Genomic DNA, 18,294 nt, shown 5'->3' on the forward strand with positions numbered 1-18,294 from the left:
GTCACCTCACTCCGGGGGGTCGGGCAGGATGAGCTCCGCCATCTCGGCGAGCCGGTCGGCCATGCGGGCGTAGGACGTGTAGCCCATGCCCGCGTGCACGAGCGCGCCGGTGTAGGCCAGCTCCAGCGCGTTGAGGATCTTGGGGTCGTCCCGGTCGCGCAGCGCGGCCCGCAGCCGCTCGCGGATCGCGACGCCGATCCGCACCCGCAGCTCGCGGACGTCGGGGTCGGTGCCGAGCAGGGCGGTGGTGCACGCCGCCGCCAGCTCCGGCTCGTCCGACACCAGCAGCGCGATCTCGCGCAGCGTCTCCACCACGCGTTCGAGCAGCGCGCCGTCGGCCTCCACCGGCGGCAGCGCGCTGAGGCGCCGCCAGAACACCTCCGTGATCAGATGGTTCTTGGAGGCGAAGTAGGTGTAGGCGGTCGCGGGGGCGACCCCGGCGCGCTTGGCCACGTTGCGGACGGTCAGCCCCTCGTAGCCGGTCTCGCCGACCTCCGCCACGGCGGCGTCGGTCAGCCGCCGCACCGTGTCGGCCTGCCGCTCGGTGAGGCGGCGGCGGGTGGGCTCGGTCGTCAGCTGCTCGTTACCGGACACGTGTCCAGACATTAGTTCAGAAGCAGGCGCCGCGCAACGATCCGGTGGTGGTGGGGCGGGTGGGATTCGAACCCACTCAGCGCGAGGCACTTGGTTTACAGCCAAGCCCGACTCTCCGGACGTCGGCGCCGCCCCTGGAACGTTGCCGTACCTCCGGAGGGATTCGAACCCCCATCGCACAGCACCTCATGCTGCCGTCTCTGCCGTTGGACTACGGAGGCGTGCGTGCGGCCCCCGGGATTCGAACCCGGAGCGTCCACTTCCTGAGAGTGGCCCCTCTGCCGGTTGGGGTAGAGCCGCAGGGATCGCGAGGAAGGCGTCACTCGCGGCGGCTCGGCCGGGGTCTCGCTACGAGGCGGGATACCGGCCGGGGCGGGCGTGCGACGCCGAGGGCAGTCGGAGTCGATACTGCTCCAGAACCATGGCCGGTCCTCCTCTCCACCGTCGTCTCATGTCACCGACGGGCTGACACCGCCTACGGTGCCAGCGCCGACGCACCACCCGCAACGGGTTTTTCCGGGACGAATTGCGACGGACGGGGCCTTGCGCTCCGGCGTGGGCTGAACTGTAGTCTGGACAAGTGTCCAGAACAATCGATCGCTTGCTTCTGCTGGACGGGCGGCTCGTCCCCGGGACGGGCGGCGCCTTCGAGACGGTCAATCCCGCGACCGAGGAGGTGCTCGGCACCGCCGCCGACGCCACCGCCGACGACATGGACCGCGCGATCGGCGCCGCCCGGCGCGCGTTCGACGAGACGTCCTGGTCCACCGACCACGCGTTCCGCGTGCGCTGCCTGCGGCAGCTCAGGGAGGGCCTGCGGCGCCGCGCGGACGAGCTGCGCGAGCTGACGATCAAGGAGGTGGGCGCGCCGCGGTTCCTCACCTTCGGGGCGCAGCTGGACGCGCCCGTCGACGATCTCGGGTGGTTCGCCGACCTCGTCGAGTCCTACGCGTGGGAACGGGACCTCGGCCGGGCCGAGCCGATGGGGATGCCGAGCGACCGGCGGATCCGCCGCGAGGCGGCGGGCGTGGTCGGCGCCATCACCCCGTGGAACTTCCCCCACCAGATCAACCTCGCCAAGCTGGGCCCGGCGCTCGCGGCGGGGAACACGGTGGTGCTGAAGCCGGCGCCCGACACGCCCTGGTGCGCGGCGGTGCTCGGCGAGGTCATCGCCGAGGAGACCGACATCCCGGCGGGCGTCGTGAACGTGGTGACGTCGTCCGACCATGCGCTCGGCGCTCGGCTGACGCAGGACCCGCGCGTCGACCTGGTGTCGTTCACCGGGTCCACGGCGACGGGCCGGCACGTGATGACGAGTGCCGCCGCCACGCTCAAGCGGGTGTTCCTGGAGCTCGGCGGCAAGTCGGCGTTCATCGTGCTGGACGACGCCGATCTGCGGGCCGCGTGCTCGTACGCGGCGTTCTCCGGCGTCGCGCACGCCGGGCAGGGCTGCGCGATCACGACGCGGATCCTCGTCCCGCGCGACCGCTACGACGAGGCCGCCGAGATCACCGCGGGCACGCTGAGCAGGCTCGGCGTCGGCGACCCCGGCGACGACCGGACGATCTGCGGCCCGGTCATCTCCGCGAAGCAGCGCGAGCGCGTCGAGGGCTACCTGGAGCTGGCCGTCGAGGAGGGCGGCTCGTTCGCGTGCGGCGGCGGGCGCCCGGAGGGCCGCGACAAGGGCTTCTGGATCGAGCCGACGCTGATCACCGGGCTCGCCAACGACGCCCGCGCGGCCCGCGAGGAGATCTTCGGCCCGGTGCTGACCCTGCTGCCGCACGACGGCGACGACGACGCGGTGCGGATCGCGAACGACTCGCCGTACGGGCTGTCGGGCGCGGTGCACGGCGGCGACGCGGAACGGGCGCGGGCGGTCGCGCGGCGGCTGCGCGCCGGGACGGTGAGCGTGAACGGCGGCGTCTGGTACGGCGCGGACGTCCCGTTCGGCGGCTACAAGCAGTCGGGCATCGGCCGGGAGATGGGCGTGGCCGGGTTCGAGGAGTACCTGGAGACCAAGGCGATCGCGGAGGGCGCATGAGGTTCGAGGGAAGGGTCGCGGTCGTCACCGGGGCCGCGCAGGGCATCGGCGAGGCGTACGCGCGGGCGCTGGCCGCCGAGGGCGCGCACGTGGTCGTCGCCGACGTGGACGAGCGCGGGCAGGGCGTGGCCGACGCCATCAAGGGCCTGTTCGTCCGGACGGACGTGTCCGACCCCGCGTCGGTGGAGGCCATGGCGGCGGCCGCGAAGGAGCGGTTCGGCGGGATCGACCACCTCGTCAACAACGCCGCCATCTTCGGCACGATGAAGCTGGACTTCCTCTTCACCGTCGACTGGGACTACTACAAGAAGTTCATGTCCGTGAACATGGACGGCGCGCTGCTGTGCGCGCGCGCCTGCTACCCCCACATGCAGGAGCGCGGCGGCGGCTCGATCGTGAACCAGTCGTCCACGGCGGCGTGGCAGTACTCCGGCTTCTACGGGCTCGCCAAGGTCGGCGTCAACGGGCTCACCCAGCAGCTCGCGCACGAGTTCGGCAGCATGAACATCCGCGTGAACGCGATCGCGCCCGGCCCGATCGACACCGAGGCCAACCGCACCGTCGTGCCGGGCAACATGTCGCAGAAGATCGTCCAGGACAAGATGGCGCTGAAGCGCATGGGGTCGCCCGAGGACCTCGTCGGCGCCTGCCTGTTCCTGCTGTCGGACGACGCGGCGTGGATCACCGGGCAGATCGTCAACGTCGACGGGGGCGAGGTGTTCCGCGCATGAAGGTCGGGTTCGTCGGGTTGGGGCAGATGGGCGCGCCGATGGCGGGGCATCTCGCCGGCGGCGGCGTGGTCGTCTACGACGCGCGCCCGGAGGCGATGGCGCCGCTGGTGAAGGCGGGCGCCCGGGCGGCCGGGAGCGTCGCCGAGGTCGCCGCGCACGCCGACCTCGTCTCGATCATGGTGCGGGACGACGCGCAGGTGAACGAGGTCGGCGACGAGGTGCTCGCGAGCGCCCGCCCGGGCACGGTGCTGGCGATCCACTCCACGATCCGCGCGCAGACGGCCGAGAACCTCGCGACGCGGGCCCGGCGGTACGCGATCGAGGTCGTGGACGCGCCGGTCAGCGGCGGGTTCATGGGGGCGAGCGCGGGCAGTCTCGCGGTGATGGTCGGCGGGACGGACGAGGCGTTCGAGCGCTGCCGGGAGCCGTTCGGCGCCTGGGCGGACCTCGTCCTGCACATGGGCCCGGTCGGCGCGGGCACCCGCACGAAGCTGGCCCGCAACATGCTGCACTTCATCTCGTTCACGGCCGCCGCCGAGGCGCAGCGGCTGGCGGAGGCGTCGGGGGTGTCGCTGCGCAAGCTGGGCCGGGTCGTCCGGCACACCGACGCGATCACCGGCGGCGCGGGGTCGATCATGCTGCGCCCGACGACCGCGCCGCTGGATCCGGACGACGACCTGTACGGCATCCTGTGCCACACCCGCGACCTCGGCGAGAAGGACCTGTCCCTCGCCCTGGAGCTGGCGGACGAGCTGGGGGTCGACGTGCCCCTCGCCCGCATCGCCCGCGACCGCTTCGGCCCCGGCCTCGGACTGAGCGAGGGGGACACCGATGGATGAGCGGCGCGAGCGCGGCCTGGAGATGATGCGGCAGGTCTACGGCTGGGAGATCGGGGACGCGCCCGGCGACTTCTTCGGCATCACCGTCGACCACCTCTTCGGCGACATCTGGACGCGTCCGGGCCTCACCCTGCGCGACCGGCGCCTGCTGCTCATCGGCATGCTCGCCGGCCAGGGGCTCAACGACGTCCTCGACATCCAGATCCCGGCGGCGCTGGCCAACGGCGAGGTGTCCCCGGACGAGCTGCGCGAGATCGGCATCTTCCTGACCCACTACGTCGGCTGGCCGCTCGGCTCCCGGCTGAGCGTCCAGATCGACACGCTGATCGCCAAGCACGAGAAGCGGAAGAAAAAGGGCGAATAGGCAACCGGGCGGCCGGTGCGAGCGTCCAACGTCCATGCGTGGTCGCCTCTTCGCACCGGCCGCGGCGATGCTGCTGCTGGCCGGGACGGCCGGGTGCTCCGGAGCGCCCGGCCCCCGGCCGAGCCCGGCACCGCCGGCGCGGCTCGTCGCCTACGGCGGCTGCGACGCCCTGCTGGAGGATCTGCGCAGCGCCACGGCCGAGAAGGTCGGCCCCACCGGATTCGAGGGCATGCCCCTCCTGCCGAGGGACCAGGTCTGGGCGCTCGGGGGCGGCAAGCTCCCGGCCGACGCGCTCCCGGCGCAGGAGCATTCCACGACCAACGCCCACGAGCCGGGCGCGGACGAGCCGGACCTGGTGAAGACCGACGGCCGCAGGATCGTGGCGGTCGCGGACCAGCGCCTGCGGGTGATCGACCCGGTCACCCGCACGATCACGCACACGCTGAAGCTGCCCGGCTCCAACCGTTTCGACCACGGCGAACTGCTCCTCAGCGGCGATCGCGCCCTCGTTCTGGCGAACCACATGCCGCCGATCGCCGGGGAGGAGTCCCCGCCGAGGTATGCCGGCCGGGCGACGCGGCTGACGCTGGTCGACCTCTCCGGCCCACCGAAGATCATCGGCACGATGGCGTCCGACACCGAGTACCTGGACGCGCGGCAGCACGGCTCGACCGTCCGCGTCGTGGTGCGGCGGACGCACCCGAGGATCGACCTGCCCGGCGGCACCGACCGGGAGGACGCGATCGAGGAGAACCGGGTGGAGGTCTGGAAGGCCCCGCTCGACGCATGGCTCCCGGTCTTCCGCCTGGACGACGGGCGAACCTACCGGACGCCGTGCGACCAGGTCAGCCGCCCGTCCGCGTACAAGGGCACATCGACGCTGACCGTGCTCACGCTCGACCTGGCCAAGGGCCTCGGCGATCCGCGGGCCGTCACGATCACGGCCGAAGGGTCGACCGTCTACGGCAACGGTCAGAGTCTGTACGTGACGGGCATGGACAGGCCGCGGTTCAGATCGCCGGCCAGGGAAGCCCCTGAACCGAACACCGACATCTACAAGTTCGACGTGAGGGGCGACGGTCCTCCCCGCTACGCGGCGTCAGGGTCGGTCAAGGGCTTCCTGCTCAACCAGTACTCCATGTCGGAGCACAACGGGAACCTCCGCCTCGCAACGACCACCGACCGGAACAGCCGCACGTCGCAGAGCTCGGTGCTCGTCCTCGCCCAGCACGGCGAGCGGCTCGACCAGGTCGGGCGGATCGACGGGCTCGGCGAGGGCGAGCGCATCCACTCCGTCCGGTTCATCGGCTCGGCGGCCTACGTGGTGACGTTCCGGCAGACCGACCCGCTGTACGTGCTCGACCTGGCGGACCCGCGCCGTCCCGTCCGCACCGGCGAACTGAAGATCACCGGCTACTCGGCGTACCTGCACCCCGTGGCCGGCGACAGGCTCCTCGGCGTCGGCCAGGACGCCGACACCTCCGGCCGCACGACCGGCCTCCAGGTCTCCCTCTTCGACGTCTCCGGCGCACCCCGCCGGCTCGACGCCTACACGGTCCCCGGCACCACCTCGCAGGTGGAGTTCGACCCGCACGCCTTCCTGTACTGGCCGAAGTCGGGCCTCACCGTCGTGCCGATCACGCGACCGGGCGCCAGGACCGCCGAGGCACTCGCGCTCAAGGTCACCGGCGACGCCATCACCAGGGCCGGCACCGTCCGGCACCCCGGCCTGTACCTGGGCAACGCCGTCACGCGGTCACTGATCGTCGGCGGCACCCTCTGGACGACCTCCGAGGCGGGCGCGTACGCGACCGACGCCGCCACCCTGGAGAACGGCGACTGGCTCCCGTACGACTAGCGCCGCCGGGCCCCGCGCCGGGTCAGCGCAGGCCGGTCGAGCGCTTCAGCGCCGTCTGGATGAGCCGGTCGACCAGCGCCGGGTAGTCCAGCCCGGTCGCCGCCCACATCTGCGGGAACGCCGACGTCGGGGTGAAGCCCGGCATGGTGTTGATCTCGTTGAGGATCCAGCGGCCGTCGGGCGTGTGGAAGAAGTCGACCCGGGCGAGGCCCTCGCAGTCGAGCGCCTCGAACGCCTGCACGGCGACGCGGCGGACCTCCTCGATCGCCGCGGGCGGCAGGTCCGGCGGGATCGCGAGGCCGGTCGAGCCGTCGATGTACTTGGTCTCGAAGTCGTAGAAGTCGTGCTCGCCCGCCATCACGATCTCGGCGGGCAGGCTGGCCTCGGCGGGGCCGTCGTCCTCGCCCTGCAGGACGCCGCACTCGATCTCGCGGCCCTCGATCGCGGCCTCCACGACCACCTTCGGGTCGTGCTCGCGCGCCGCGTCGACCGCCGCCTCCAGGCCGGCCTCGTCGGTGACGCGGGTGATGCCCATGCTCGACCCGGCGCGGGCCGGCTTGACGAACACCGGGGTGCCGTCCGCGAGGCCCAGCTCCTTGATCTCGTCGATCTTGCGCTTGCGCTCGCGCCGCCACTCCCGGTCGCCGACCAGCACGTACGGGCCGACGGGCAGGCCGCGCGCCTGCCAGACGAGCTTCATGTACCCCTTGTCCATGCCGACGGCGCTGGCCAGCACCCCGGCGCCGACGTACCGGACGCCGGCGAGGTCGAGCAGGCCCTGGATGGTGCCGTCCTCGCCGTAGGGTCCGTGCAGCAGCGGCAGGACGACGTCGACCTCGGCGAGCGTCTCGGGGATCTCGCCCGGCTGGACGACCATCAGCCCGCGGCTGTCGGGGTCGAACGGCAGCGCGAGGACGCTGCCGGCGCCGGTCACCTCGGGCAGCCGGCCGTCCTGGATCGCGAGCGTCAGGCCGGCGGGCGGGAGCACCCAGCGGCCGTCGCGGGCGATGCCGATCGGCACCACGTCGTAGCGGTCCCGGTCGATGGCGGCCATGACGGCGCCCGCGGTGACGCAGGAGATCGCGTGCTCGGAGCTGCGCCCGCCGAAGACCACGGCCACGCGGATCCTAGAAACCTGGGACATGACGTCCGACCCTACCGGTGATCAACCTGTGCGGGCCACGAGCGGACCTGGCGCGGCCCCACTTCACACCCCGTACCGCTCGGGCTTCGGGGAGCGCGAGATCAGCGACACCGCGGCCTCCTTGATCGGCATGCCGTGGTGCAGGACGGCGGTGACCGCCTCGGTGATCGGCATCTCCACGTGGTGCTTGCGGGCGAGCGCCAGCACCGCCTCCGACGACTTGACGCCCTCGGCGGTCTGCCGGGTCACGGCGATGACCTCGTCGAGGGTCATGCCGCGGCCGAGGTTCTCGCCGAACGTCCGGTTCCGCGACAGCGGCGAGATGCACGTCCCGACGAGGTCGCCCATGCCGGCGAGGCCGGCGAACGTGTGCTCGTCGGCGCCGAGCGCGGCGCCGAGCCGGGCGATCTCGGCGAGCCCGCGGGTGATCAGCAGCGCCTGGGTGCTGGCGCCGAACCCGAGCCCGACCGCCATGCCGACGCACAGCGCGACGATGTTCTTCACCGCGCCGCCGAGCTCGCAGCCGACCATGTCGGTGGAGGTGTAGACGCGGAAGTACGGGGTCATGGTGGCGGCCTGGAGGCGCTGCGCGACGGCCTCGTCCACGCAGGCGGCGACCGCGGCGCCCGGCTCCCCGCTCGCGATCTCCCGGGCGAGGTTCGGGCCGCAGAACACGCCGACGCGCTCCCGCGGGATGCGGGCGACCTCGCGGATCACCTCCGACATCCGCAGCGACGTGCCGATCTCGACGCCCTTCATCAGGCTGACGAGGACCGCGTCCGGCGGCAGGTGCGGCAGCCAGTCCTCGAGGTTGCGGCGAAGCGTCTGCGCGGGAACGGCGAGCGCGACGAAGTCGGCGCCCTTGAGCGCCTCCGCCGGGTCCAGCGTGGCGCGGACGCCCACCGGCAGCGTGACGCCCGGCAGGTAGTCGGGGTTCTCGTGCCGCTCGTTGACCGCCTCGACGACCTCCGGGCGGCGGCCCCACAGGACCACGTCGCCGCCGGCGTCGCGCAGCAGCTTGGTGAACGTCGTCCCCCAGGAGCCGGCGCCCATGACCGCGGTACGGAAGGTCACGAGTCGGCCGCCTTCCGCTTCACCGCGGACCCGGGCTCCGGCGCGGTCTCCGGCGCGGACGGCCGCGCCGGCTCCGGAACGGCGGCCCTGACCGCCGCGGCGGCGCGGCGGCGCTCCTCCAGCACCCGGTGGTGGTCGTAGCGCTCGGCGGGCGGCTCCTCGCCGCGCAGCTCGCCGAGCAGCCCGGCGATCGCCGTCATGATGTCGTCGGTCGCGGCCCGCAGCGTCTCCCTGCTGAGCGGCAGCCCCGCGTACGCCGACAGGTCCACGGGCGGTCCGGCGATGACCTTCATCGTCTTGCGGGGCAGCGGGTGGAACCCCTTCTTCAGGCTCCCCGCGAGGCCCGTCTGCTCGCCCTTCTTGTACGGCATCAGCTCGTGCGCGCCCCAGCTCGCCACCGGAACGACCTTCGCGCCCGTCTTCAGCGCCATCCGGGCGACGCCCGTCTGGCCGGTCATGGGCCACAGCTCGGGGTCACGGGTGCAGCTGCCCTCCGGGTAGAACATCAGGCATTCGCCGTCCACCAGCGCCTTCTCCGCGTCCCTGAGCGCCAGTGCCGCGTCGGCGCTGTCGCGGTGCACGGGGATCTGGCCGGTGCCGCGCAGCACGGCGCCGATGAACTTCACGTCGAACAGCGTCGACTTGGCCAGGTAGACGGGGTAGCGGCCCGACTCGTAGACGAAGTGGGCGAGCGCGAGGGGGTCGGACTCGGAGATGTGGTTGGCGGCGATGATGACGCCGCCCTTCCCGGGGACGTTGCCCCGGCCCCGCCAGTCGCGTTTCAGGAGCCCGAACAGCAGCGGGCGCAGGATGACGATCGTGAGCTTCCGCCAGCCCGGCGAGTACCCGTGGCTCATGCCCGTCCCCTCCTCATTCCGTCCCCTCCTCGGTTCATCCCCCGGATGAACATGGGGTGTCCTCAAGTGTCGCGGTTGCGTGCGCATAGTGTCGAGTTGCCATGTCTACATCAGCACGGCCCGCCGCGGCGCACGGCGGGCCTCATCTCCACTGGTCGCTCGTCGTCCCGGTCAAGGTCCTGGCCAGGGCCAAGACCCGGATGGCCGCCGCGGCGGGCCCGCACCGGGAGGCGCTCGCGCTGGCGGTCGCGGCCGACACGGTCGCCGCGGCGCTGCGCTGCGCCCGGGTCCGCGACGTGATCGTTGTCACCGACGATCCCCTTCCGGCGGCCGACCTCGCCGCCCTCGGCGCCCGCGTCGTGCCCGACGTGCCGGACGCGGGCCTGAACCCGGCGCTGGTGTACGGCGCCGGCCGGGGGCGCGAGCTGTCCCCGGACGCGGGCGTCGGCGCGCTGTCGGCAGACCTGCCCGCTCTGCGGCCGGATGAACTCGCCCGCGTCCTCGACGCCGCGGCGGCCGAGCCCGAGGCGTTCGTGCCGGACGCGGCGGGCGTCGGCACGACCCTCTACACGGCGCGTCCCGGCGTCGCGTTCGCCCCGGCGTTCGGCGGCGGCTCCCGCGCGGCGCACCGCTCCCGCGGCGCCGCGGAGATCCTCCTGCCCGCCACCGACAGCGTACGCCGCGACGTCGACACCCCGGAGGACCTCCGCGCCGCGCTCGCGCTCGGCACCGGCCCCCGCACCGCCGAGGTCGCGGCCCGGCTGCCGTCGCTGGCCTAGAGTTCCCCCATGCAGGCGACGGTGAAGGCGTTCGACGCGGAGACCCGGTCGGGGAGCGTGCTGCTCGACGACGGGACGGAACTGGCGTTCGACGCGGACGCGTTCGCGGCGGGCGGGCTGCGGCTGCTGCGCTTCGGGCAGCGGGTGCGGCTGGCCGTCGCGGCGGACGGGCGCGTCTCGGCGATCACGCTGTCGACGTTCCCGCTGCCGTCCTGAACGCAGGTCCTGAACGCGCGGGTTCTGAACGCGACAGCGCCCGGAACCGTGCGGTCCCGGGCGCTGTCGCGGTGAGGCTACTTCTTGCCGGCCACCAGGTTCTTGAAGTCGGCGCCGGCCTTGAACTTCGGCACGGACGTCGCGGGAACCTCGATGGTCTTGCCCGTTGCGGGGTTGCGGGCCGTACGGGCAGGCCGGTCGGCCTTCTCGAACGAACCGAACCCGGTGATCGCGACCTTGTCGCCCTTGGCGACGGCGGTCTGGATCGCCTCCAGGATCGCGTCGACGGCCTCGGCTGCGGCCTTCTTGCTGCCCAGCCGGTCAGAGATGGCGTCGACCAGCTCACGCTTGTTCATGGGTTACTCCTCTAGTTCCCCCCTTGCCCGACCGAAACTAAGGGACCTGCAGCATGGACACAATCACCTGCACGCAGAAGTTGGCGTGTCGCTGGCGTTTTTGTCGGCCTCGCCCCTGTCTCGCCGGGTGACCGGACCAGATCCGGCCACTGCGCACGCTAACCGACGTCGGGCCCCTCGTGGAAATCGGCGAGGAACGCCTCCAGCCTGCGCGCCGCCAGTCCGGCGTCCCGTTTCGCCAGATCGGTGATCGCCAGCAGGTGCCGGATGAGCCGCTGCCGGGTCTCCGGCGGAAGCGGCGCGACGGCCTTGTGAGCGTCACGCAACTGCCGCGCGAGCTGGGTCAACGCGGGATCGTCCCACTGAGGCCCCGCCCACGGAACGGCGCTCAATTCCATTCCCCCAAACGCTCGGCGAGCATGTCACTACAGGAAATTGTCCCTGGTGCCCATACCGCTCCACACGCCCGGGGGTGGGTTGATCGCCGGTCCCTCGTGGACCGGGGTCCGAACTGGGCCGCAGACCGAAGCGGCGGCCGCGGGCAGGCACGCGGAGGGCGCTCCAGCGCCCGTAGCGGGCCTGCCCGGCGACGCAGGCGACCGCAGCGACGCCGCGCACGCCAGAACAGGCACGACGGGCCGCAACGGCGGCGTGAGGATCGCCTGCGTCGCCGACGGGGGTTCCAGGGGGTCGCCCCCCTGGGCTCACACCGTGGTGGGGAGCCAGGGGCGGCGGGATTCCTCGTAGGTGCCGATGTCCTCGGCGTGGCGGAGGGTGAGGCCGATGTCGTCCAGGCCCTCCATGAGGCGCCAGCGGGTGTAGTCGTCGATGTCGAAGGCCGCGACGACGCCGGCGTAGCGGACCTCCCGCTTGTCGAGGTCGACGGTGATCTCCAGGGCGGGGTCCTTCTCGACGCGGGCCTGGAGGTCCTCGACCTGCTCGCCGGTCAGGATGACGGGCAGCAGGCCCATCTTGGTGGAGTTGTTGCGGAAGATGTCGCCGAAGCGCGGCGCGATGATGACGCGGAACCCGTACTGCTGCAGGGCCCAGACGGCGTGCTCGCGGGACGAGCCGGTGCCGAAGTCGGGCCCGGCGACCAGGATGCCGGCGCCGTCGTACTGGGGCTGGTTCAGGACGAACCCGGGGTCCTCGCGCCAGGCGGAGAACAGGCCCTTGTCGAACCCGGTGCGGCTGACCTGCTTCAGCCAGACCGCCGGGATGATCTGGTCGGTGTCGACGTTGCTGCGGCGCAGCGGGACCGCGCGCCCGGTGTAGGTGGTGAACGCTTCCATCGTGGTTCCTTAGAGGTCGGCAGGGGCGGTCAGGCGGCCGGTGACGGCGGTCGCGGCGGCGACGGCGGGCGACACCAGGTGGGTGCGGCCGCCGGGGCCCTGCCGGCCCTCGAAGTTGCGGTTGGACGTGGACGCGCTGCGCTCGCCGGGCGTGAGCTTGTCGGGGTTCATCGCCAGGCACATGGAGCAGCCGGCCTCGCGCCATTCGGCGCCGGAGGCGGCGATGACCTCGTTCAGGCCCTCCTCCTCGGCCTGCTTCTTGACCTTCATGGAGCCGGGGACGACCAGCATGCGGACGCCGTCGGCGACCTTGCGGCCCTTCAGCACGCCGGCGACGGCGCGGAGGTCCTCGATGCGGCCGTTGGTGCAGGACCCGACGAAGACGGTGTCGACCGCGATCTCGCGCAGCGGCGTCCCGGCGGTGAGGCCCATGTAGTCCAGGGCGCGCTCGGCGGCCTGGCGCTGGACGGGGTCGGCGAATGAGGCCGGGTCGGGCACGGAGCCGCCGAGCGGCAGGCCCTGGCCGGGGTTGGTGCCCCAGGTGACGAACGGGGTCAGCTCGGACGCGTCGATCACGACCTCGGTGTCGAAGACCGCGTCGTCGTCGGTGCGCAGGGACGTCCAGTACTCGACGGCCCTGTCCCAGTCGGCGCCCTGCGGGGCGTGCGGGCGGCCCTTGAGGTAGGCGAAGGTGGTCTCGTCCGGGGCGATCATCCCGGCGCGGGCGCCGGCCTCGATGGACATGTTGCAGACCGTCATGCGGCCCTCCATCGACAGGGAGCGGATCGCCTCGCCCCGGTACTCGATGATGTGGCCCTGGCCGCCGCCGGTGCCGATGCGGGCGATGATCGCGAGGATCAGGTCCTTCGCGGTGACGCCCTCCGGCAGCGCGCCGTCCACGGTGACGGCCATCGTCTTCGGCTGGACCTGCGGCAGCGTCTGGGTGGCGAGGACGTGCTCGACCTCGCTGGTGCCGATCCCGAACGCGAGGGCGCCGAACGCGCCGTGCGTGGAGGTGTGCGAGTCGCCGCAGACGACGGTCATGCCGGGCTGGGTGAGGCCGAGCTGCGGGCCGATGACGTGCACGATGCCCTGGCCCTCGTCGCCCATCGGGTGGAGCCGGACCCCGAAGTCGGAGCAGTTCTTGCGCAGCGTCTCGACCTGGGTGCGCGACACCGGGTCGGCGATGGGCTTGAGCAGGTCCGTCGTCGGGACGTTGTGGTCCTCGGTGGCGATGGTCAAGTCGGGGCGGCGGACCTTGCGGCCGGTCATCCGCAGCCCGTCGAACGCCTGCGGGCTCGTCACCTCGTGGACGAGGTGCAGGTCGATGTAGAGGAGGTCCGGCTCACCTTCGGCACGCCGTACGACGTGCGCGTCGTAGACCTTCTCGGCCAGTGTTCGGCCCATCACTCCCACCTCACCTGTCATGATCGGCGGCGCCCGGTGCTGCTCGCCCGGCGCGCCGTGGTCTCGGTCACCTCGACTTGCAATCTCATATTACGAGACGGCAATATCAAGACATGGACAACTCTAGCGGAGTCGGCGTACTTGACAAAGCCGTTCTCGTTCTGAATGCGCTGGAGGCCGGCCCGGCCTCGCTCGCCCAGCTCGTCCAGACCACCGGGCTGGCCCGCCCCACGGCGCACCGGCTGGCCGTCGCGCTGGAGCACCACCGCCTCGTGCACCGGGACACCCAGGGCCGCTTCATCCTCGGGCCGCGGCTCGCCGAGCTGGCCGTCGCCGCCGGCGAGGACCGCCTCCTCGCGATCGCCCAGCCCATCCTGGCCCAGTTGCGCGACCTCACCGGCGAGAGCGCCTCGCTGTTCCGCCGCCAGGGGGACGTCAGGGTGTGCGTCGCCGCCGCCGAGCGGACCAGCGGCCTGCGCGACACCGTCCCGGTCGGCGCCGCGCTGCCGATGACGGCGGGCTCGGCGGCGCAGGTCCTGCTGGCCTGGGAGGAGCCCGACCGGCTGCACCGGGGGCTGCGCAACGCCAAGTTCGAGGCGACGACGCTGGCGTCCGTCCGGCGGCGCGGCTGGGCGCAGAGCGTCGGGGAGCGCGAGCAGGGCGTCGGGTCGGTGTCGGCGCCGATCCGCGGCGCGGGCGGGCGGGTGATCGCCGCCGTCTCGGTGTCCGGCCCGCTCGAACGGCTGTCCCGCTCCCCCGGGCGCCTGCACGCCGGCCCGGTGGCCGCCGCCGCCGAGAAGATCTCCGAGGGGATGCGCCGCACCGCCTCGTGACCCCCGGACCCTAGAGTCGGCGAATGGACGAATCCCGGCTGCGCGACCGGCTCGCGGACCTCACCCTGGAGGAGAAGGTCCACCTGCTCACCGGTGACGGGTTCTGGACCCTGCGCCCCATCCCCCGGATCGGGTTGCGGGGTCTCGTCATGTCGGACGGGCCGTCCGGCGTGCGGGGCACGACCTGGGACGAGCGGAGCACGAGCCTGCTGTTCCCGAACCCGACCGCGCTCGCCGCGGCGTGGGACCCGGCGCTCGCGGAGCGGATCGGGCGGCTGAACGGCGCGCAGGCGCGCGACAAGGGCGTGCACGTCCAGCTCGCGCCGACGGTGAACCTGCACCGGACGCCGCTGGGCGGGCGGCACTTCGAGAACTACTCCGAGGATCCGCTGCTCACCGCGCGCATCGGCGCCGCGTTCGTGCGGGGCGTCCAGTCGGCGGGCGTCGCGGCGGCGGTGAAGCACTTCGTCGGCAACGACTCCGAGACCGCCCGCATGTCCTACGACGCGCGCATCGGCGAGGACGCCCTGGACGAGCTGTACCTGCGCCCGTTCGAGGAGGCCGTGAAGGCGGGCGCGTGGGCGGTGATGGCCGCGTACAACAAGGTCAACGGCACGTCCATGACGGAGAACCGCGAGCTGCTGACCGGCGTGCTGAAGGAGCGCTGGGGGTTCGACGGCGTCCTCGTCTCCGACTGGACGGCGATCCGCTCCACCGAGGCGAGCGCCGACGCGGGCATGGACGTGGAGATGCCGGGCCTGCCGACCAGCCCGTGGCGGGACCGGCTCGTCGACGCCGTCCGCGCGGGAGGGGTCGCCGAGGAGCTGATCGACGACAAGGTGCTGCGCGTCCTGCGGCTGGCCGCGCGGGTGGGCGCGCTCGACGGCTTCCCCGGCCCGCCGCCGGTGACGACGCCTCCCGATGCCCGCGCGCAGTTGCGGGACGCCGCCGCCCGAGGCGCCGTGCTGCTGCGGAACGAGAACGGCGCCCTCCCGCTGGGCCGCCTGCGCAGGCTCGCCGTGATCGGCCCGAACGCGGTCCGGTTCGGCGCGCAGGGCGGCGGGAGCGCGCACGTCGACCCCGAGTACGTCGTGACCCCGGTCGAAGGGCTGCGCCGGGCGCTCGGGGACGGGACCGAGCTGATCGTCCGCCCCGGCGTCTACCCGCACCGGCGGCTGGCGCCGCTGCCGCTCGCCCTCACGACCGACCCGGAGTCCGGTGAGCGCGGTGTGCGGCTGGAGTTCTTCGGGGCCGACGGCGCACTCATCGAGTCGCAGCACCGCAGGGCGGCGCATTTCGTCTTCCTCGGCGGGATCCCCGGGGGCACCGCCCGGATCGTCGCCCGGACCCTGATGACGCCGGCCGAGGACGGCCTCCACACGTTCGCGATCGCGGGCGCCGGCGAGTACGAGCTGCGCGTGGGCGGGACCGTGGCGGCGGTGACGCTGGACCCCGGCCGCGGCGACCCGGTGGAGGCGCTGCTGCGTCCGCCCGAGCACCGGATCGAGGTCGGGTTGAAGGCGGGCACGGCCGTTCCGGTCGAGCTGCGCCACACCCACGCGCGCGGACGGTTCGGGACGGCGTTCGGCATCGGCCACCACGCCCCGCACCTGGACGAGGACGGCGCGCTCGCCGCAGCGGTATCCGCCGCGCGCGGCGCCGACGCCGCCGTCGTGGTCGTCGGGACGAACGACGACGTGGAGAGCGAGGGCTTCGACCGCACGACGCTCGCCCTGCCCGGCCGCCAGGACGAGCTGGTCTCCGCCGTCGCCGCCGCCAACCCGCGCACGATCGTGGTGGTGAACGCGGGCGCGCCGGTGCTGATGCCCTGGCGGGACGAGGTCGCCGCCGTGCTGTGGGCGTGGCTGCCGGGCCAGGAGGGCGGCGACGCGATCGCGGACGTCCTCACCGGCGCGGCCGAGCCCGGCGGGCGGCTGCCCACCACGTTCCCCGCGTCGCACGACGGCGTCCTGTCACCGGTGCCGGCCGAGGACGGGACGCTCCCCTACACCGAGGGCACCGCGATCGGCTACCGGCATTACGCGCCCGGCCAGGTCGCGTACCCGTTCGGGCACGGTCTGGCCTACACGACCTGGGAGTACATGTCGGTCGCGGTCTCGGGCGACGCGGCCGAGGTGACCGTCCGCAACACCGGGAGCCGGGCCGGGCGGGAGGTCGTCCAGTGCTACGCCGTCGCGGACGGGACGGTCCGGCTCGCGGGCTTCGCCGCCGCCGAGGCCGCCCCCGGCGACGCGGTCACGGTCCGGGTCGCGCTGGACGAGCGGACCCCCGTCCCGTGCGCGCTCTGGGCGGGCCGGTCGGTCACCGACCTTCGAATCAGTACAACTCGGACAGACATTGGATAGTGCCGGTATCCAATCCACCGCCCTCGCTACCGTTGGCCCCCGGTGGAGGGGGTTCGACGGTGCAGATCTCCGAGCTCAGCGATCGGAGCGGGCTGACGGTTCAGACGATCAAGTTCTACATCCGGGAGGGCCTGCTCCCCAAGGGCTCGGCGGTGAGCGCGACCCGCTCGGAGTACGACGGCCGGCACCTGGAGCGGCTGCGGCTGATCAACGCGCTGCGCGAGGTCGGCGACCTGCCCGTCGCGGCGATCCAGCGGATCATCGAGGCCGTCGAGGACGACCGGATCGGCCTGCACGGCCTGGTCGCCACCGCCCGGCACGCGATCGGGCCGCACGTCGCGGCGCCGCACGACCCGCACTGGCGCGCCGCCCGCGAGGACGTCGACGCCCTCGTCCTCGAACTCGGCTGGACCGTCGGCGCGGACTCCCCGGCCCGCGACCTGCTCGCGCACACCTTCACGGCGCTGCGCCGCCTCGGCTACCCGATCACCCTCAAGGACCTGCGGCCCTACGTGCGGGCCGCCGCCGACGTCGCCGAGCACGAGATCGGCCGGGTCGCGGACGGCGCGCCGCGCGGCCGGGCCGCCCACGCGCTGCTCGTCTCGACCGTCCTGTACGAGCAGGTCCTCACGGCCCTGCACCGGCTGGCCCAGGAGGACGCCTCGGCCCGCCGCTTCGGCGCCGGCTGACCCCGCCCACCAGGTATTTCCGGGATAATCAATCGGAATTGGTATTCATGGGGCGAAATTAAGGCATTCACTTTCATCGCCTAATATGAATGGCGATGACCGCGACAGAGGGCCGCAACCCGGGCGGCAGGTGGACCGACCGCCTGCTCGCCGAGGGCCGCGATCCCGATCCCCGCTTCACGCTCGCCAACGAGCGCACGTTCCTGGCGTGGATCCGGACGGCGCTGGCGCTCATCGCGGGCGGCATCGGCATCGCGCTCGCCGGCCACTTCGTCGGGCCGGTGCTGCGGCACGGCCTCGCGGTCGTGTTCGCCGCGACCGGCGCGCTCGTCGCCGCGCTCGCGTTCCGCCGCTGGCTGCGCACCGAGCGGGCGCTGCGCCGCGAGGAGACGCTGCCGCCGCCCGTGCTCGCGCCCATCATGGCCTACGGCATCGCGGTCGCCTCGATCGTCCTGCTGGTCGCGATCCTGGTCACCCAGTGAAGCCCGGCCGCCCGGGCGGGCTCGGGGACCGCGGGGCGCAGCCGGAGCGGACGGCGCTCGCCTGGTCGCGCACCACCCTCTCGCTGATCGTCGCGGGGCTGCTGTGCGTGCGGTTCGCGCCCTCGGCGCCCGGTGCGGCCACCGCGGCGGCCGTCGTCTGCGGGGGCGCCGCGCTGCTGCTGCGCCGCAGCCGGGCCGGCCTGCGCGCCCGGCGGCACCAGGTGCCCGCCGGGCGCGGCGCCGCGGACCCGGTCTCCGTCCTGATCATGACGGGCCTCGCGCTGCTCCTCGCCGTGGTAACGCTCCTCTTCGCCTTCTGATACCCATGCGCGTCCCGCATGGCCGCCGTGCGAAACCTTCGCTGGTGTCATG

20 protein-coding genes and 3 tRNA genes are annotated in these 18,294 nt (G+C 73.1%); 12 read left to right on the top strand and 11 right to left on the bottom strand.

The genetic code is table 11. From position 1 onward, the window contains the following. Positions 1–6 precede the first annotated feature (6 nt). From ABFX46_RS33620 to ABFX46_RS33635, 4 genes are all read right to left on the bottom strand, one after another. Positions 7–594, bottom strand: a complete 588-nt coding sequence (locus ABFX46_RS33620) for a TetR/AcrR family transcriptional regulator (RefSeq protein WP_346047956.1) — start codon at positions 592–594, stop codon at positions 7–9. Positions 595–642: 48 nt separating this feature from the next. Further along, positions 643–729, bottom strand: a tRNA-Tyr gene (locus ABFX46_RS33625). Positions 730–742: 13 nt separating this feature from the next. Next, positions 743–815, bottom strand: a tRNA-Leu gene (locus ABFX46_RS33630). 5 nt (positions 816–820) lie between these two features. Further along, a tRNA-Leu gene (locus ABFX46_RS33635) sits at positions 821–894 on the bottom strand. 301 nt (positions 895–1,195) lie between these two features. Here ABFX46_RS33635 and ABFX46_RS33640 point away from each other — a divergent pair. From ABFX46_RS33640 to ABFX46_RS33660, 5 genes are read left to right on the top strand one after another with little or no spacing between them, the layout of a single operon-like run. Continuing rightward, positions 1,196–2,635: an aldehyde dehydrogenase gene (locus ABFX46_RS33640; protein ID WP_346047957.1), complete on the top strand. Its 1,440-nt coding sequence runs from the start codon at positions 1,196–1,198 to the stop codon at positions 2,633–2,635. Beyond that, positions 2,632–3,366 carry an SDR family oxidoreductase gene (locus ABFX46_RS33645; RefSeq protein WP_346047958.1) on the top strand — a complete coding sequence of 245 codons (735 nt, stop codon included), beginning with the start codon at positions 2,632–2,634 and terminating at the stop codon, positions 3,364–3,366. Before ABFX46_RS33640 ends, ABFX46_RS33645 begins: the two co-directional genes overlap by 4 nt. Further along, a complete protein-coding gene (locus tag ABFX46_RS33650; RefSeq protein WP_346047959.1) occupies positions 3,363–4,205 on the top strand; it encodes an NAD(P)-dependent oxidoreductase in 843 nt (280 codons plus the stop codon). The genes ABFX46_RS33645 and ABFX46_RS33650 overlap by 4 nt, the downstream gene beginning before the upstream one ends. Further along, positions 4,198–4,569, top strand: a complete 372-nt coding sequence (locus ABFX46_RS33655; protein ID WP_346047960.1) for a carboxymuconolactone decarboxylase family protein — start codon at positions 4,198–4,200, stop codon at positions 4,567–4,569. The genes ABFX46_RS33650 and ABFX46_RS33655 overlap by 8 nt, the downstream gene beginning before the upstream one ends. A gap of 34 nt (positions 4,570–4,603) precedes the next feature. Then, the gene (locus ABFX46_RS33660) at positions 4,604–6,427 is read left to right on the top strand and encodes a beta-propeller domain-containing protein (RefSeq protein ID WP_346047961.1); all 1,824 of its coding nucleotides are present in this window, start codon (positions 4,604–4,606) and stop codon (positions 6,425–6,427) included. 22 nt (positions 6,428–6,449) lie between these two features. On the opposite strand, the gene ABFX46_RS33665 is transcribed toward ABFX46_RS33660, so the two are convergent. From ABFX46_RS33665 to ABFX46_RS33675, 3 genes are all read right to left on the bottom strand, one after another. Further along, positions 6,450–7,571 carry a D-alanine--D-alanine ligase family protein gene (locus ABFX46_RS33665; RefSeq protein WP_346047962.1) on the bottom strand — a complete coding sequence of 374 codons (1,122 nt, stop codon included), beginning with the start codon at positions 7,569–7,571 and terminating at the stop codon, positions 6,450–6,452. A gap of 63 nt (positions 7,572–7,634) precedes the next feature. After that, on the bottom strand, positions 7,635–8,624 hold the full coding sequence (locus ABFX46_RS33670) for an NAD(P)H-dependent glycerol-3-phosphate dehydrogenase (protein ID WP_346048060.1): 990 nt from the start codon (positions 8,622–8,624) through the stop codon (positions 7,635–7,637). 17 nt (positions 8,625–8,641) lie between these two features. Beyond that, a complete protein-coding gene (locus ABFX46_RS33675; RefSeq protein WP_346047963.1) occupies positions 8,642–9,502 on the bottom strand; it encodes a lysophospholipid acyltransferase family protein in 861 nt (286 codons plus the stop codon). 101 nt (positions 9,503–9,603) lie between these two features. Here ABFX46_RS33675 and cofC point away from each other — a divergent pair, with 101 nt between their 5' ends. Both cofC and ABFX46_RS33685 read left to right on the top strand, forming a co-directional pair. Next, positions 9,604–10,281: a 2-phospho-L-lactate guanylyltransferase gene (cofC, locus tag ABFX46_RS33680; protein ID WP_346047964.1), complete on the top strand. Its 678-nt coding sequence runs from the start codon at positions 9,604–9,606 to the stop codon at positions 10,279–10,281. 9 nt (positions 10,282–10,290) lie between these two features. Further along, positions 10,291–10,497 carry a hypothetical protein gene (locus tag ABFX46_RS33685; RefSeq protein ID WP_346047966.1) on the top strand — a complete coding sequence of 69 codons (207 nt, stop codon included), beginning with the start codon at positions 10,291–10,293 and terminating at the stop codon, positions 10,495–10,497. 77 nt (positions 10,498–10,574) lie between these two features. On the opposite strand, the gene ABFX46_RS33690 is transcribed toward ABFX46_RS33685, so the two are convergent. The 4 genes from ABFX46_RS33690 to leuC all read right to left on the bottom strand — a co-directional run bounded on the left by ABFX46_RS33690 (position 10,575) and on the right by leuC (position 13,552). Beyond that, a complete protein-coding gene (locus tag ABFX46_RS33690; RefSeq protein ID WP_026403810.1) occupies positions 10,575–10,853 on the bottom strand; it encodes an HU family DNA-binding protein in 279 nt (92 codons plus the stop codon). Between the two features lie 158 nt (positions 10,854–11,011). Further along, the gene (locus tag ABFX46_RS33695) at positions 11,012–11,245 is read right to left on the bottom strand and encodes an SCO5555 family protein (protein ID WP_487046973.1); all 234 of its coding nucleotides are present in this window, start codon (positions 11,243–11,245) and stop codon (positions 11,012–11,014) included. A gap of 312 nt (positions 11,246–11,557) precedes the next feature. After that, entirely contained in the window at positions 11,558–12,145 is a 588-nt protein-coding gene (gene leuD / locus ABFX46_RS33700; RefSeq protein ID WP_346047967.1) for a 3-isopropylmalate dehydratase small subunit, read from the bottom strand. A 9-nt stretch (positions 12,146–12,154) separates the two neighbouring features. Beyond that, positions 12,155–13,552, bottom strand: a complete 1,398-nt coding sequence (gene leuC / locus ABFX46_RS33705; RefSeq protein ID WP_346047968.1) for a 3-isopropylmalate dehydratase large subunit — start codon at positions 13,550–13,552, stop codon at positions 12,155–12,157. Positions 13,553–13,665: 113 nt separating this feature from the next. Between leuC and ABFX46_RS33710 the strand changes: the two genes are divergently transcribed. From ABFX46_RS33710 to ABFX46_RS33730, 5 genes are all read left to right on the top strand, one after another. Next, entirely contained in the window at positions 13,666–14,385 is a 720-nt protein-coding gene (locus ABFX46_RS33710) for an IclR family transcriptional regulator (RefSeq protein WP_346047969.1), read from the top strand. Positions 14,386–14,408: 23 nt separating this feature from the next. Next, positions 14,409–16,751 (top strand): glycoside hydrolase family 3 protein, encoded by a 2,343-nt coding sequence (locus ABFX46_RS33715; RefSeq protein ID WP_346047970.1) that lies wholly within the window; start codon positions 14,409–14,411, stop codon positions 16,749–16,751. Positions 16,752–16,810: 59 nt separating this feature from the next. Then, complete coding sequence (locus ABFX46_RS33720) at positions 16,811–17,440, top strand: MerR family transcriptional regulator (protein WP_346047971.1); 630 nt, start codon at positions 16,811–16,813, stop codon at positions 17,438–17,440. A 95-nt stretch (positions 17,441–17,535) separates the two neighbouring features. Then, a complete protein-coding gene (locus ABFX46_RS33725; RefSeq protein ID WP_346047972.1) occupies positions 17,536–17,922 on the top strand; it encodes a YidH family protein in 387 nt (128 codons plus the stop codon). Continuing rightward, the gene (locus ABFX46_RS33730; RefSeq protein ID WP_346047973.1) at positions 17,919–18,242 is read left to right on the top strand and encodes a DUF202 domain-containing protein; all 324 of its coding nucleotides are present in this window, start codon (positions 17,919–17,921) and stop codon (positions 18,240–18,242) included. The genes ABFX46_RS33725 and ABFX46_RS33730 overlap by 4 nt, the downstream gene beginning before the upstream one ends. Positions 18,243–18,294 lie beyond the last annotated feature (52 nt).

Origin of the sequence: Actinomadura chokoriensis, from assembly GCF_039529475.1 — a bacterium.
Classification (GTDB): Bacteria; Actinomycetota; Actinomycetes; order Streptosporangiales; family Streptosporangiaceae; genus Spirillospora; species Spirillospora bangladeshensis.